This window comes from Bradyrhizobium sp. USDA 3364 (assembly GCF_054056355.1).
In genome coordinates this window covers 3,399,713-3,413,039 of record NZ_JBSRYG010000002.1, presented here as the reverse complement: position 1 = coordinate 3,413,039, position 13,327 = coordinate 3,399,713, and the positions used below count along the sequence as shown (strand labels likewise).

16 protein-coding genes are annotated in these 13,327 nt (G+C 64.4%); 6 read left to right on the top strand and 10 right to left on the bottom strand.

Annotated features, from left to right (window positions below; genetic code table 11):
- Positions 1 to 102: 102 nt before the first annotated feature.
- The 4 genes from ACVILL_RS16010 to ACVILL_RS15995 all read right to left on the bottom strand — a co-directional run bounded on the left by ACVILL_RS16010 (position 103) and on the right by ACVILL_RS15995 (position 3,639).
- Complete coding sequence (locus ACVILL_RS16010) at positions 103 to 564, bottom strand: DUF3237 domain-containing protein (protein WP_456729936.1); 462 nt, start codon at positions 562 to 564, stop codon at positions 103 to 105.
- A gap of 4 nt (positions 565 to 568) precedes the next feature.
- Entirely contained in the window at positions 569 to 1,873 is a 1,305-nt protein-coding gene (locus ACVILL_RS16005) for a TRAP transporter large permease (RefSeq protein WP_456734272.1), read from the bottom strand.
- A gap of 32 nt (positions 1,874 to 1,905) precedes the next feature.
- Complete coding sequence (locus ACVILL_RS16000) at positions 1,906 to 2,415, bottom strand: TRAP transporter small permease (RefSeq protein WP_456734271.1); 510 nt, start codon at positions 2,413 to 2,415, stop codon at positions 1,906 to 1,908.
- A gap of 189 nt (positions 2,416 to 2,604) precedes the next feature.
- Complete coding sequence (locus ACVILL_RS15995; RefSeq protein WP_456729935.1) at positions 2,605 to 3,639, bottom strand: TRAP transporter substrate-binding protein; 1,035 nt, start codon at positions 3,637 to 3,639, stop codon at positions 2,605 to 2,607.
- A 274-nt stretch (positions 3,640 to 3,913) separates the two neighbouring features.
- On the opposite strand from ACVILL_RS15995, the gene pobA reads away from it, so the two are divergent.
- Entirely contained in the window at positions 3,914 to 5,083 is a 1,170-nt protein-coding gene (gene pobA, locus ACVILL_RS15990) for a 4-hydroxybenzoate 3-monooxygenase (protein ID WP_456729934.1), read from the top strand.
- Between the two features lie 130 nt (positions 5,084 to 5,213).
- Here the strand turns inward: pobA and ACVILL_RS15985 are convergent, their stop codons facing one another.
- The gene (locus tag ACVILL_RS15985) at positions 5,214 to 5,600 is read right to left on the bottom strand and encodes a DUF6632 domain-containing protein (protein WP_456729933.1); all 387 of its coding nucleotides are present in this window, start codon (positions 5,598 to 5,600) and stop codon (positions 5,214 to 5,216) included.
- A gap of 232 nt (positions 5,601 to 5,832) precedes the next feature.
- Here ACVILL_RS15985 and ACVILL_RS15980 point away from each other — a divergent pair, with 232 nt between their 5' ends.
- Positions 5,833 to 6,288: a PaaI family thioesterase gene (locus tag ACVILL_RS15980; RefSeq protein WP_456729932.1), complete on the top strand. Its 456-nt coding sequence runs from the start codon at positions 5,833 to 5,835 to the stop codon at positions 6,286 to 6,288.
- 145 nt (positions 6,289 to 6,433) lie between these two features.
- Here ACVILL_RS15980 and ACVILL_RS15975 read toward each other — a convergent pair whose 3' ends face one another.
- Positions 6,434 to 7,327, bottom strand: coding sequence for a LysR family transcriptional regulator (locus ACVILL_RS15975; protein ID WP_456729931.1), 894 nt, complete (start codon positions 7,325 to 7,327; stop codon positions 6,434 to 6,436).
- 105 nt (positions 7,328 to 7,432) lie between these two features.
- Here ACVILL_RS15975 and ACVILL_RS15970 point away from each other — a divergent pair, with 105 nt between their 5' ends.
- Entirely contained in the window at positions 7,433 to 8,068 is a 636-nt protein-coding gene (locus ACVILL_RS15970; RefSeq protein WP_456729930.1) for a pyridoxamine 5'-phosphate oxidase family protein, read from the top strand.
- Here the strand turns inward: ACVILL_RS15970 and ACVILL_RS15965 are convergent.
- A complete protein-coding gene (locus tag ACVILL_RS15965; RefSeq protein WP_456729929.1) occupies positions 8,065 to 8,796 on the bottom strand; it encodes a glutathione S-transferase family protein in 732 nt (243 codons plus the stop codon). The genes ACVILL_RS15970 and ACVILL_RS15965 overlap by 4 nt on opposite strands.
- A 64-nt stretch (positions 8,797 to 8,860) precedes the next feature.
- Positions 8,861 to 9,094, bottom strand: a complete 234-nt coding sequence (locus ACVILL_RS15960; protein WP_076864159.1) for a hypothetical protein — start codon at positions 9,092 to 9,094, stop codon at positions 8,861 to 8,863.
- 170 nt (positions 9,095 to 9,264) lie between these two features.
- On the opposite strand from ACVILL_RS15960, the gene ACVILL_RS15955 reads away from it, so the two are divergent.
- Entirely contained in the window at positions 9,265 to 9,963 is a 699-nt protein-coding gene (locus ACVILL_RS15955; protein WP_028336549.1) for a helix-turn-helix transcriptional regulator, read from the top strand.
- Positions 9,963 to 10,298: a YkgJ family cysteine cluster protein gene (locus ACVILL_RS15950; RefSeq protein WP_456729928.1), complete on the top strand. Its 336-nt coding sequence runs from the start codon at positions 9,963 to 9,965 to the stop codon at positions 10,296 to 10,298. The genes ACVILL_RS15955 and ACVILL_RS15950 overlap by 1 nt, the downstream gene beginning before the upstream one ends.
- A 9-nt stretch (positions 10,299 to 10,307) precedes the next feature.
- Here ACVILL_RS15950 and ACVILL_RS15945 read toward each other — a convergent pair whose 3' ends face one another.
- Both ACVILL_RS15945 and ACVILL_RS15940 read right to left on the bottom strand, forming a co-directional pair.
- Entirely contained in the window at positions 10,308 to 10,709 is a 402-nt protein-coding gene (locus ACVILL_RS15945; RefSeq protein ID WP_456729927.1) for a hypothetical protein, read from the bottom strand.
- A gap of 167 nt (positions 10,710 to 10,876) precedes the next feature.
- Entirely contained in the window at positions 10,877 to 11,230 is a 354-nt protein-coding gene (locus tag ACVILL_RS15940; RefSeq protein ID WP_083991990.1) for a DUF3307 domain-containing protein, read from the bottom strand.
- 422 nt (positions 11,231 to 11,652) lie between these two features.
- On the opposite strand from ACVILL_RS15940, the gene ACVILL_RS15935 reads away from it, so the two are divergent.
- Positions 11,653 to 13,050 (top strand): TAXI family TRAP transporter solute-binding subunit, encoded by a 1,398-nt coding sequence (locus tag ACVILL_RS15935; RefSeq protein WP_456729926.1) that lies wholly within the window; start codon positions 11,653 to 11,655, stop codon positions 13,048 to 13,050.
- The last annotated feature ends 277 nt before the right edge of the window (positions 13,051 to 13,327 follow it).

Sequence of the window (13,327 nt, the reverse complement as noted above, 5' to 3'; positions counted from 1 at the left end):
ATCCCGCTTTTGCCGCAGCTGCTAACTTCAAATAGGGTCACAGCCTCTCAGGGTGACGGGAATGAGATTGAGCGCGCGGCGCGTATGACGCAGCCTGTGCCCTCACAACACCTGATGCACGTCGATCACGACGCGGTCGGCGTGGCGGGCGGCGGAGCCGATGAAGATGTGCTCCATCAGCCAGCGGTACTTTTCGGCACCGGTTTCGAACTTCGGCACGGTGCGGAAATAGACCAGCTTGGGATCGACCGGCTCGCCGCGCTTGAGCTTCTGCAACAGTTCGACCGGCCCGAAGCGGATGCCCTTGTTTTCGACGTAGACGACCGCGCCGTCGTCGGTCTCGAACGCGTATTTTGCCTCGAGCTCGATCAGCTCGTTGGGCCGGATGATCTGGAAGTCGGCGCCGAAGGCCAGCACCTTGCCATTGACCGTCTCGCCTTTCACCTCGCCGCCGATGATCGGAATGATGCGGCGGACGCCGGTGCCGATATCGCCGGCGGACATCACCTCGGCGATCCTTGCGGTAATGGTGAAGACGTACTTGGTGCGGAGTTCTGGGCTCATATGTCTAGCCTATCATGCGCTGCGGCAGCCAGGTCGCGAGCAGCGGGAACAGAATCAGGATCACCAGCCGGATCAGATCGGTGATCACGAAGGGCAGCACACCGACAAAGATCGTCGACATGTTGACGTCCTTGATCACGCTCTTGATCACGAACACGTTCATGCCGACCGGCGGATGGATCAGGCCGAGCTCGACCGTCATCACGATGATGATGCCGAACCAGATCGGATCGAAGCCGAGCGAGGTGACGACGGGAAACACGATCGGCACGGTGAGGATCACCATCGCCATCGCGTCCATCAGGCAGCCGAGCACGAGATACATCAGCAGGATCAGCGCCAGCACGCCATAGGGGCCGATGCCGAGCCCGGTGAGGAATTCGGTGACGTTCTGCGGCGTCTGGGTGATGGTGAGGAAATAGCCGAAGCAGAGCGCGCCGATCAGCACGGTGAACACGGCGGCAGCGGTACGCGTCGCCTGCAGCAGCGATTGCAGGATGCCGTCCCTGGTCAGCTTGCCCCTGAGGATCCCGATGATGAAGGCCCCGACCGCGCCGACCGCACCGGCTTCGGTCGGAACGAAGAAGCCGCCATAGAGGCCGCCGATCACGAACAGGAACAGCAGCAGCGGCGACCAGACGTCGCGCATCGCGACGAGGCGCTCATGCCACGACGCCTTCTTTCCCGCCGGCAGGAAGCCCGGTCGGGTCACGCCGATGATGCCGATCGTGATCATGTGCATCAGGATCGCAAGCAGGCCCGGCACCACGCCGGCGATGAACAGCTTGCCGATGTCCTGCTGGGTGATGATGCCGTAGACCGCGAGCACGGTGGACGGCGGCAACATCGCCCCCAACGTGCCGCCGACCGCGATCACGCCGGTGGAGAACGACTGCGGATAGCCGAAGCGGCGCATCTCGGGATAGGCCACCGCCGAGAAGGTCGCGGCGGTTGCGACCGAGGAGCCCGAGATCGCGGCAAAGCCGCCGCAGGCCGCGATGGTCGCAATACCGAGCCCGCCCTTCCAGTGGCCGACAAAGGTGTTGGCGGCGCGGAACAGCTCCCGGCTGATGCCTGAGACGGACACGAACGCGCCCATCAACAGGAACATCGGGATCACACCGAAGGAATAGTCCGTCACCGTGCGCATCGTGGTCTGGCCGACCAGTTTCAGCGCCGGCGCGAAGCCAGTGAGGTAGCCGAAGCCAGTGATGCCGACGAGACCCATCGCCATGCCGACGGGCACGCGCAGCAGCATCAGCACGAACAGGCAGACAAAACCGGTGACGGCGACGGCCTCGGGGCTCAGGTCGAGACTCATGGCTTCAGACTCATGGCCGTCTACTCCGCGGTCTTGATCTTGGCGTCGTGGATATCTTCCGGATGGAAGATCAGGCGGTAGGTGCGGATCGCAATCAGCAACACGGCAGAGACGTCGCCGATCCACGACACCAGGAAGAACGGCCAGACCGGCACGCCGAGATCCATGGTGACGATGTGGCTGTTCCTGGTGTCGATCACCTTGTCGACCAGCGTGTAGGTCTGCACGCTCACCACGAACAGCAGCACCAGCGTCGCGAAGATATCGATCCAGCGCTGGTAGCGCGGCGAGGAATTGGCCCAAACCAGGTCCACCGTGATGTGGGTACCGCGATAGCTCGTCGCGGCAATGCCCCAGAAGATCAGGATGCCGAGCAGGAACTGGCCGAAATTGTAATAGTCGGGGATCGTCACCGCGAAGAACTTGCGCATGAACACCGCCGTGAAGGTGTTGAGCGCGACGACGCCGACGAAGAAGGCCGCCACCCATTCGATCGAATCGATGAAGCGGTCCATGAAATTCTTGCGCACCGGCTCGGGCGGGCCGGTGATGACGCCGTCTTGGGAAACTTCGGAATTGGCGGCCATTGTTGAAATCCATCCCGCGTCATGGCCGGGCTTGACCCGGCCATCCACGACTTCACTTCGATCGGATGGGCAAGGGCGTAGATGCCCGGGTCAAGCCCGGGCATGACGACCGCATTTGCCTCGGCAGTTCGCCTAAATGCCCGCCTCGTACTTCTTCAGCGTGGCCTGCAGGTCGGCATCGATCTTCTCCGCGTCGCCGCCGGCCTTCTTCACCGCCTCGGCCCAGCTGTCGTGCAGCGGCTTGACCGCCTTCTTCCACTCGGCGAGCTGATCCGCGGTCAGCTGATAGACCTCGTGGCCTTGCAGCGCCTTCATCTTGGTGCGGCCGTTGGCCTCGAAATCGGTCCAGGGGTCGGTGACCTTGGACGCCCATTCCGGCGTGCAGTGATCGTCGATCACCTTCTTCTGGGCATCCGACATCGAGTTATATTTGGCGAGGTTCATGTTGTAGGTAAACACCGTCGAATAGAGCGGCACGTCCATGTGGTACTTCACCACCTTGTCGATGCCGAACAGGAAGATCGAGCCCCAGGGGAAGGTGATCTCGTCGGCGACGCCGCGCTCGATCGCATCGCGCGATTCCGGCGCCGACGCCTGCACGTTGGTGCCGCCGAACATCTTGACCATCTCGCCGATCGTGCTCTGCGCGGGCCGCACCTTCACGCCAGAGAGGTCGCCCGGCAGCACGATCTTCTTCTTGCCGTGCAGCGCGCCCGGATCGTGGATGAAGGCGAAGCAGAGCTTGGTGTCCTTCATCTCGGTCGGCGCGTATTTGTGATACCACTCGTTCAGCGCCAGCGTGCCCTTCTTGCCGTCCGAGAACACGAACGGGAGCTGGCCCGCGGCTGCGATCGGGAAGCGGCCGGGCTGATAGCCGGGATTGACATAGGTGACATCGGCGATGCCGTCGCGCGCCATGTCGTAATGGTCGAACGCCTTGCCGAGCTGCTCGGACGGAAACACCGTGACCTTGATGGTGCCGCCCGATGCCTTCTCGATGTCGGCGGCCCAGGCCTGCGTCGCAGGTACCAGTGGATGCGCCGGCGGCACCCACAGCGACACTTTGAGATTGACGGTCTTGTCCTGCGCCAAGGCGGGTCCGATGGCAGGTCCCGCGGCCGGTACGATGGCGGCCGCCATCAGCAGCGCCAACACACTTTTCCTCATCACGTCTCCTCCTCTCCATGACGGCAGGCTTTGCGCCCGGTCTCATTACTTAACATGTTATCTAATTCACCCACATATTCAAGACGGAATATGCGGGGCGGACGCCGCGTCGCACCCCGGTCCCTCCGGCATCTTGCGCTGCCGCGAACACCTACCCCGCGGCAAATCGGCCTTGCCAAACCTGTTATATGATATAGTTGCCATGGCAAGTTGACGGCGGCCGCCCCGGGAGCGGACGCCCGGCTCAAGCCTAGCCGATCGGGAGGAGCAGGTATTGCGGACAAAAGTAGCAATCATTGGCGCAGGTCCGGCCGGACTGTTGCTTGGGCAACTACTTCATACTTTCGGCGTAGACAACGTCATTCTCGAGCGGCAGACCCCGGAATATGTGCTGGGGCGGATTCGTGCCGGCCTGCTCGAGGAAGGTACGGTATCGCTGCTCGACAGCGTCGGCGCGGCTGCCCGCCTGCACCAGGAAGGCCTGGTCCATCACGGCGTCGAGCTCGCCTTCGGCGGCGCGCGGCACCGCATCGACATGCATGCGGCGACCGGCAAGACCGTGACGATCTACGGCCAGACCGAGGTCACGCTCGACCTGATGAACGCCCGCAAGGCCGCCGGCCTGACCTCGGTCTACTCCGCCGCCGACGTCAAGCCGCACGGTTTCGACACCGATCATCCGCGCGTCAGCTACGTCAAGGACGGCGTCACCCACGAGATCGCCTGCGATTTCATCGCCGGATGCGACGGCTTCCACGGCATCAGCCGCGCCAGCGTGTCGGCCTCGGCGATCACGAGCTACGAGCGGGTGTACCCGTTCGGCTGGCTCGGCATCCTCTCGGAGACCCCGCCGGTCTCGCCGGAATTGATCTACAACAACCACGAGCGCGGCTTTGCGCTCTGCACGATGCGCTCGACCCACCGCAGCCGCTATTACGTGCAGTGCCCGCTCGACGATCATGTCGACCAGTGGTCGGACGAGCGGTTCTGGGACGAATTGAAGCGCCGCCTCGACCAGAAGGCCGCCGACGAGATCGTCACCGGCCCCTCGATCGAGAAGAGCATCGCGCCGCTGCGCAGCTTCGTCGCCGAGCCGATGCGGTTCGGCCGGATGTTCCTGGCCGGCGACGCCTCGCACATCGTGCCGCCGACCGGTGCCAAGGGCCTGAACCTCGCGGCCAGCGACGTGCATTATCTGTCACAGGCGCTGCGCGAATATTACGACGAGAAATCCTCGGCCGGGCTCGACGATTACTCGGCCAGGGCGCTGGCGCGAGTCTGGAAGGCGGTGCGCTTCTCCTGGTGGATGACCTCGATGCTGCACAAATTCCCCGACGAGGGCGAATTCGCCGCGCGCATCCAGATCGCCGAGCTCGAGTATCTCGTCAGCTCGAAGGCGGCGTCGACCTCGCTGTCGGAGAACTATGTGGGACTGCCGTTCTGATCAACGACTGCCGGCTTCGTCATCCCGGCGACGCAGCGAGCCTCGAAGGATGCACGGCCCGGCCGGTGGCCGTCGATCCTTCGAGACGGCGCTACGCGCCTCCGCAGAATGACGGGACGTGATGCCTGCGCTAGGCAGCGGCAACGGCCGGCTTCGGCATCAGCCAGGCCAGCACCAGCGCGATCAGCAACAGCGCAGGGACGTCGCCCAGCAGGTGACCGCGCTCGGCCTCGTCGCTGACCGCCTGCACGGCCATGATGCCGCCATGCACGACGCTCGACCACACCGTGAACCAGATCAGGCTGCGGTGCTGCAGCGGATCGCGCGCGGCGAGCAGCAGGAATACCCCGAGCGTGGCGTAGATGCCGACGATCATCATCGGGTAATGCGAATGGCCGTGCCCCCAGGACCAACCGGACGGCCAGAGCTGGAACAGCGGATAGACAGCGAAAATCGCGATCAGACCGACCACGACGAGCGCGATGCGAAGATAGGTCAGGCGGGTCTCGGCCGACATGGTCTCTCCTCATGCCATGGACGCGGCGCGGAGCATGTCACAAACTGCGGCCGGATGCGCGTGAACTGCGTCACGGTTGGGAAGCGGCCGCCATGCTGATATTGTATCCTGCACCCGGCGCGAGCGAGCTTCAAACAGTCGTGCAAATCCCGTTTAAAACTTTGTAGGCGGTGAAACCGTCATCGACATCGCGTTCAATGGCGTCAACGAAAACGTCATATGCGAGCTTCAGATGACCACCAATACGCAAGTCGTCCCCGACACTCCCCAAGACGTCCCACAAGGCTTCGAGCCGCTTTTCCGCAAGAGCCCGCTCACCGAGCCCTGGGAGCCGCTTTACCAGAAGAAGACCGAGCGGTCCGTCATCATCGGGCTGCGGCTCGCCCGGCCGCACACCAACGGCCGCGGCCTGATCCACGGCGGATTGATCGCAGCCCTTTCCGACAACGCGATGGGCTATAGCTGCGGCCAGGCCACCGGCTGGACCACCTCGTATGTGACGATCTCGCTCACGGTCGATTTCGTCGGGTCGGCCAATGTCGGTCAGTGGCTTTCGATCGAGAGCGACGTGATCAAGACCGGCAGCACGATCTGCTTCGCGCAGAGCCTGATCAAGGCCGACGGCGTGACCATCGCGCGCGCCAGCGGCACCTTCCGCGTGGTGCCGAGGAAGCCGCCGGTGAGCTAAGGCAACCGAGTTGTCAATCTTCATGGTGAGGAGGCGCGCCGCGCCATCTCGAACCATGAGGCCCGGATGGTGGCCTCATCCTCCGAGACGCTTGCTTCGCAAGCTCCTCAGGATGAGGAGATAGCATCGCTTCTGAAGCTGGACCCTAGCCGAAATGCCAGTCGGTGATCTCGGTGACGAGATCGATGAAGGTGCGCACCTTCGCCGACAGCAGCCGGGATGTCGGGTAGACGACATGGATCGGCACCGCGGGCTGCTCGAACTCGGCGAGCACGATTCTGACGCGGCGGGCCTTGAGCGATTCGGCGGCCTGGTAGGCCATCACCCGCGTCAGTCCACCGTCCTGTTCGGCGTACTGGATGGCGGCATCCGAGCTGTTGCTGGTGAAGCGCGGCGTCGGCGCGATGCGGATTTCCTGCCCGTCTTCCATGAAGCGCCAATCCGGCGTCGCGGTCATCGCGCCGAACTGGATCGTGTCGTGGGCAAGGAGGTCTGCCGGCCGCTTCGGCTCGCCGCGGAGCTTCAGATAACCGTCGGAGGCCACCACGATCCGGCGCATCTGGCCGACATGCCGCGCCACCAGGGTCGAATCCGGCAGGTGCCCGAGCCTGACCGCGAGGTCGACGCCGTCCTCGACCAGGTTGATCCGGCGGTCCGACAGCCGCAGATCGACGCCGACATCGGGATAGCGCTTCAGGTAGGCGGAGACGACCGGGCTGACATGCAGCCGCCCGAAGCCGAACGGCGCCGAGATCACCAGCCGGCCTTCGGGGCGGGTGCGCTCGCTCTCCACCGCGTCCTCGGCCTCTTCGACGTCGGCGAGGATCCGCCGCGCCCGCTCCAGATAGCGCGAGCCGGCGTCGGTCAGCGTCACCTGCCGCGTGGTCCGCTGCAGCAGCCGCGCCCCGAGCCGCTCCTCCAGCGCCGCGATCAGCCGCGTGATGGCGGATGGCGACAGGCCGAGCTTGCGCGCGGCGGGGGCAAACCCCTCGAGGTCCGCCACCGCGACGAAGGCCTGCATGGCGTCGATCCGGTCCATGCACTATTGCATAATGAGCAATAGTGAAGTGTCAATCCACCAGATTGCTTACGATCCGGGAACGTCCATTTTAACCGCTGAGGATGGCCGTCACGGGAGGCCCGGATGTCAGACGCTCATACCTATCCCAGCGATGTCGCCTTCACCCCGGCGGTCAAGGCGATCCAGACCCGCAAGGGCTCGCGCGAGGCCTACGCCGAGGTCGAGACGCATGGCGGCTGGCGCACCGAGATCGACGAGAATCTCGCCGGCTTCCTCGGCGAGGTGAACAGCTTCTATTTCGCGACCTCATCAGTCGACGGACAGCCCTACATCCAGCACCGCGGCGGGCCGAAGGGCTTTATCAAGATGCTCGACAAGCACACCATCGCGTTCGCCGATTACAGCGGCAACCGGCAGTTCATCACGCAGGGCAATCTGTCGGAGAATGCGAAGGCGTATATCTTCGTGATGGACTATGCGCACCGCCGCCGCGTCAAGCTGTGGGGCGAGGCGCGGGTCGTGGAAGACGACCCGGCTTTGACGCGCGCGCTGATGCCGCAGGGCTATCGCGCGCGGCCCGAGCAGGTGATCCTGTTCAAGGTCGCGGCGTGGGACACCAACTGCCCGCAGCACATTCCGCAGAAGTTCGACGCGGCCGATGTGGCGGCAACGCTGGCCTCGCGCGACCAGCGCATCGCCGAGCTCGAGGCGGAGCTCGCCGCATTGAAGGGCCGGCCCGCTCCCGCCGCAACCACCTAGGCCGCCTGCTGCTGCAACGGCGCCCAGGCGAATTCCGGGTAATATTGCTGCATCATCCGTCCGACATAGGCGGTCAGATTGTCGAACTTCTCGGTGCGCTCGCGCAGCGGTGAATCGAAGAACGGCGTCAGGATTCCCGCCAGCGCGCCAAACGCGGTGGCGTCGGTGCCGCACGGGGCGTTGCCCATCAGATAGGGCTTGTCGCCGAGCTGCACCGACAGCGCAAACAGCGAGCGGAGCGCGAGATCGACATCCTCGTCGGGACCGTGACGGCCGAGCCCGCTCAACAGATAGTTCTCTGCCACGCGGAACTGGGCATCCTCGCGCATCTTGTCGCGCATGTGATCGGGCGCGCCATCGAAGAAATGTGCGGGCCCCTTGGCGAAATTGGTGTCGTCGACCCAGCGCGCGCCGACCAGCGCCCAGTAGACGTGATGCTCGATCATGCGCTCGAAGGCCCAGGCCTGTGCGCGCGCCTGCAGACTCAGCGGCGCATCGAAATCGAAGCCGTACTTGCCTTCGATATGGGCGCGGATGAAGGTCGAATCGGCGATCGTCTCGCCGTCATCGGCGATGAACGGCAGCTGGCCCTTGGGAGAGGCCGGCGGCATCGCCTTCTCCTTGCGATAGTCGAGCCCGGCCATCTTGAGCTGGACCTCGGTTTTGGTCACGAAGGGGCTGATTTCCGGCAAGCCGAAGCCCGTGCCAAAGCCAAAAAGCGTAATCATATGAAGCTCCCGATCGCCTGTGGTCGTGAATCGAAGCTAGCCGCCCCCTGCTGCCAGCATGGTGTCAGCAGTAGTGGCATTCACTGCCAAGCGGGCCTGCGGGTGCGAGGCGGCGAACCGCCTCGCGAACCCGTTTCACCAGCCGCGCCCGCCCGTAGGACCAGGCCGCACCGATCGACTGTGCGACCAGCGCGACCAGGGCCCAGCGCAGGTCGCCGGAGGTGGAGTAGACCGTGATCATTTGTTCCAGCGCGAAGCTCTGCGCTTGCCTGAAACCGAGTTCATCAAGATTCGTCATGGACAAATTCCCTTCACTTGAGGTGTTGTCCTGATATAGCCCCCACCTGCTGCCAACATGCTGTCAGCAGCAGTGACAGGGGGCGCGAAAAGGCAGCGCGTCGAGACGCCGCGAGATCCGTCAAGACACTCGTCAAGACAGCTGCAAATGGGCCATTGAAGAGAATTGCCATGAGACGCGCCGACCGGCTGTTTCAGATCATCCAGGTGCTCCGCCGCACCCGTAAGCCTTTGACCGCTGATGCAATCGCAGCCGAGCTCGAGACCTCGAAGCGGACCATCTATCGCGACATCGCGAGCCTGATCGAGCAGCGGGTGCCGATCCGCGGCGAGGCCGGCATGGGCTACATCCTCGAGAAGGGTTTTGACCTGCCGCCTTTGATGCTGACACCCGACGAGATCGAGGCCTGCGTGCTCGGCGCGCAATGGGTGGTCGGCCACGCCGACCCGGCATTGGCGCGCGCGGCCGAGGACCTGATGGCCAAGATCGCCGAGACCGTGCCCGACCGGCTGCGGCCGTTCGTGCTGGAGCCCGCAAGCCGCGCCCGCTCCGCCTGGAACCGGGAGCCCGACCGCATCGACATGGTGAGGACCCGCAGCCAGATCCACGAGGGCAAGAAGATCACGCTCAACTATCGCGACGAGCATGGCCGCGATAGCGAGCGCACCATCTGGCCGATCGCGGTCGGCTATCACGAGGCGGTGCGGCTGCTCGCCGCCTGGTGCGAGCTGCGCAAGGATTTCCGCAGTTTCCGCACCGACCGCGTGGTCACTGCGGTCTATCACGACGAGAAATATCCGGAGCGGCGCGACCTGCTCAGGGCGCGCTGGCGGCGCAGCCTGGTGTGGGAAGCGCCGAGGGACACCTGATGGCCGACAACACGATCGACGCAGCCGACGCGAGCCCGTGCCAATCCTGCGGCGCCTGCTGCAGCTATTCGGAGAACTGGCCGCGCTTCACGACAGAGGACGACGCAGAGCTCGATCTGATCCCGCCGCAATTCGTCAATGCGCGGCAGTCGGGGATGCGCTGCGAGGGCGACCGCTGCTCGGCGCTATCGGGCCAGGTGGGAAAGGCGACGCGCTGCGAGGTCTATGCAGTGCGGCCTGAGGTGTGCCGCATTTGTCTGCCGGGCGACGCCGAATGCGCGATGGCGCGGCGCCGGCACGGGCTGCCGCTCATTCCGAGCGCGCAGCCGATCTGAACGCGCGCCTTAAGCGTTCACCGTCTCGCTGACGTCCTCGTCGTCGAGCTCGTCATCGACGATCGGCGCGAAGGTCGACAGCGGCTTGGTCGACAGCGTGATCGGCTTGCGGCCGCCATGCGACACGGTCGCGGCGCGGGCCGGCTCACGCGACAGCGCGTACAGCGTCGACCCGACACGGCCGCCGGAATTGACCAACTCCCACTCGCTGCAGCTCGACGCAATCGCCACCGCGAGTGCGTGCAGATGGCTGCGGCGATAGCAGAACAGCGCCAGCCTCGCCCTGACATCGGGCGCGACATTGGCGACCAGCAACGAAAGCCCGTTCGGATTGGCGCGGTACATCTGGCCGAGCAGGTCGTCGGCAACCGGGCAGGCATCGTTCTCGAAGGCGTCGCGGCTTGAAAACATTTGCAAATCCCCCTCGATCGGGAAGATGCCGCGCAATCCTCTAACGAAAGGTTAACCACGGCCTCCGGTCGTCTCCGGAGCCCCTTGCCCGTGGCACGCGAATCACATCCTCCCGCGGAGCGGGCGGTCGGCTACTCGCGAGGAAGGAAGCGGCGTGCGTCGGCCGCTCAGTTCGCAGCCATGTAGATCGACAGCGCAAATCCGGTGAGGTGGTGCAGCGCCTGGTCGACGCCGATCAGGGTCCAGAACCAGGGATGGCCTGACTCCAGCGTCACGCCGAAATGCGAGGCGCAGATGCCCTTGCAGCGGTCGACGATGATGTGGATCACGAAGTCGACGAAGGCGACGTACCAGAACCGTGGCGCCACCACCAGGATCAGCGCCAGCGCGACTGCGAGATGGACCAGGCAGTGTGCGAGCAGCGGCATGGCCCAGCCGGTCTTCTGGTCCTTGCCGATCGCCATCCAGGCGTTCTGCAGCATGAAGTCGGCGATGATGTGCTTCGCCGTGAGAAGCAGCATCCATCCGACCAGGGCACCAACCGACACCGACGATGACATGGCAGGAATCAACAAGCTGACGCCCCTTACTGGGATGAATGTGATTGCAAGAAATCCGGGTCAGGCCGTCAGCACAATTCCGCAAACCGAGCGTGTCTCATTTATGACATCTCCGGCGGCGGAATGCACCTGCGGCTCTCCGAAAATCACATCTGGGTTCGGGGGTCGATAGTGGCGATGGTCATGTGGCATCGCGGCGCAGTTCGGCCGAGGTCAGGGTTACGGCCGCCGGCCGGTTTGCATTCCCCCCGGGGAGGTATATCGTCGGCAACACAGGAAATTTTCTTTCTTTTATAGCCATTTACGGATTCACCGGGCAGCGCCGCGCCGATCCAGCCGCGGCAATGGGCCGTCCCGGACGGGTGACGAGCCAGGTGACCAGCATGAGTGCGGAAGCCCCCTCGCCTGCGCCGATGCCGCCGCGGCCCCGCCCGCCGGTCGCCAAGAGCAACCGCGCGCAGATCATCATCTTCACCCTGCTGACGCTGCTTCTGAGCGCCATCACCGTGGTCGGCGGCCGCCTCTGGCTGCGCAATTCCGAGACGCTGGTGTTCGCGGTCGGCAATGCCAACGGCCCGGAGGCCAAGTTCGCCGCCCGCCTTGCAACCGTGCTCAAGAACAATTCGTCGCAGCTGCGGCTGAAGATCGCGCCGAACCCGGACAACGCTCGGGCGCTGGCGCAGTTCGATCGCCGCGACGCTGCGCTTGCCGTCCTGCGCACCGACACAAAGGTGCCGCCGCGCGCCCGCGCCATCGCGATCCTGGAGCACGACGTGGTGCTGGTGCTCAGCCCCGGCGGCAAGAAGATCAAGTCGCTGACCGAGCTGAAGCGGAAGAAGATCGCCGTCGTCGGCGACGGCGAGAACAGCGTCAACTTCGTTCGCAGCGCGCTCGAGATCTCCGACAGCCCGGATGCGGCGCAGCGGGTGCAGCAGGCGCCGCCGAACACACCGTTCGACAAATTGTTCGCCTCGGGTTTCGCCGCCGTGGTCGTAATCGAGCATGCCTCGAAGATCGTCAAGGACAAGACCTACGAGCAATATGCCAAGCGCGCCGGCTTCACGCTGAACGCGATCGACGAGGCCAAGGCGCTGGCGCGCAAATATCCGGCGATTTCCGAGGAGACCGTGTCGACCGGGATGCTGTCGTCCTCGCCGGCGATCCCCGATGACGACGTCGACACTATCGGGCTGGAATGGCTGCTGGTGGCGCAATCCGCGATGTCCACGACGACGGCCGCCGAGCTCGCGCGTATCGTCTATGAGAACAAGTCCGAGCTCGCGCTCGACGACGGCTTCGCCTCCAAGATCGAGCCGGCGGCGACCGACAAGGACGCCTTCATCGTCGCCCATCAGGGTGCCGCCGAGTACATCAACGACGATACCAAGTCATTCATGGACCGCTACAGCGACGTGATGTATCTCGCCGCCGCGGCGCTGAGCATCATCGGCTCGATCTTCGCCGCGATCTACACCAAGATCACCCGCGTCGCCCCGGAGAAGGCCAGCGAGCTGGCGGGCCGGATCCTCGACATCGGAGAGCGCGTCGCGCACGCCACCTGCGTCGAGCATCTCGACGAATTGCAGGACGAGCTCGAGGCGATCCTGCGCGGCGCGGTGATCGGCCTGCGCGACGGCACCGTTTCCAGCGACGGCCTCGACACGTTCAAGCTCGGCTATGAGCTGGTCCGCGACGAGATCGCGCTGCGCCGCGATCATCTCAAGCGTCACCCGGCGACACCGGATGAAAATCTCGTGGTTGTGAAAAGTGCGAACGGGTGAGAATCCCGACGGCTTGCGGTTGCTGTGGTTCACGCGCCGGTCGCTCCCCATAGCAACCGTCGTCCCTGCGAAACCAGTGACTCATGCTCCGCGGCCGGTGTAGTTGAAGAGACTCGCCGTTCCAACATCGCTCGCCCATAGCCATCGGTGGTTATGGGCCCCTGCTTTCGCAGGGACGAACCCGACGCGTCCAAATTCGTACGGTCGAGTGTCCAGACCGGACCGCGCCAGAGCGCCAGCGTCATTGCGTCGCTTCGACGACGCCCAGGGCGAAGGA

What these genes read in the sequence shown, in the direction of transcription:
- ACVILL_RS15995 (WP_456729935.1), bottom strand. Translation starts at nt 3,639, where the DNA reads ATGAGGAAAAGTGTGTTGGCGCTGCTGATGGCGGCCGCCATCGTACCG.
- ACVILL_RS15975 (WP_456729931.1), bottom strand. Translation starts at nt 7,327, where the DNA reads ATGGACCGGATCGACGCCATGCAGGCCTTCGTCGCGGTGGCGGACCTC.
- ACVILL_RS15980 (WP_456729932.1), top strand. Translation starts at nt 5,833, where the DNA reads ATGACCACCAATACGCAAGTCGTCCCCGACACTCCCCAAGACGTCCCA.
- ACVILL_RS15935 (WP_456729926.1), top strand. Translation starts at nt 11,653, where the DNA reads ATGAGTGCGGAAGCCCCCTCGCCTGCGCCGATGCCGCCGCGGCCCCGC.
- ACVILL_RS15985 (WP_456729933.1), bottom strand. Translation starts at nt 5,600, where the DNA reads ATGTCGGCCGAGACCCGCCTGACCTATCTTCGCATCGCGCTCGTCGTG.
- ACVILL_RS15970 (WP_456729930.1), top strand. Translation starts at nt 7,433, where the DNA reads ATGTCAGACGCTCATACCTATCCCAGCGATGTCGCCTTCACCCCGGCG.
- ACVILL_RS15955 (WP_028336549.1), top strand. Translation starts at nt 9,265, where the DNA reads ATGAGACGCGCCGACCGGCTGTTTCAGATCATCCAGGTGCTCCGCCGC.
- ACVILL_RS15960 (WP_076864159.1), bottom strand. Translation starts at nt 9,094, where the DNA reads ATGACGAATCTTGATGAACTCGGTTTCAGGCAAGCGCAGAGCTTCGCG.
- ACVILL_RS15945 (WP_456729927.1), bottom strand. Translation starts at nt 10,709, where the DNA reads ATGTTTTCAAGCCGCGACGCCTTCGAGAACGATGCCTGCCCGGTTGCC.
- ACVILL_RS16010 (WP_456729936.1), bottom strand. Translation starts at nt 564, where the DNA reads ATGAGCCCAGAACTCCGCACCAAGTACGTCTTCACCATTACCGCAAGG.
- ACVILL_RS15940 (WP_083991990.1), bottom strand. Translation starts at nt 11,230, where the DNA reads ATGCTGCTTCTCACGGCGAAGCACATCATCGCCGACTTCATGCTGCAG.
- ACVILL_RS15965 (WP_456729929.1), bottom strand. Translation starts at nt 8,796, where the DNA reads ATGATTACGCTTTTTGGCTTTGGCACGGGCTTCGGCTTGCCGGAAATC.
- ACVILL_RS15950 (WP_456729928.1), top strand. Translation starts at nt 9,963, where the DNA reads ATGGCCGACAACACGATCGACGCAGCCGACGCGAGCCCGTGCCAATCC.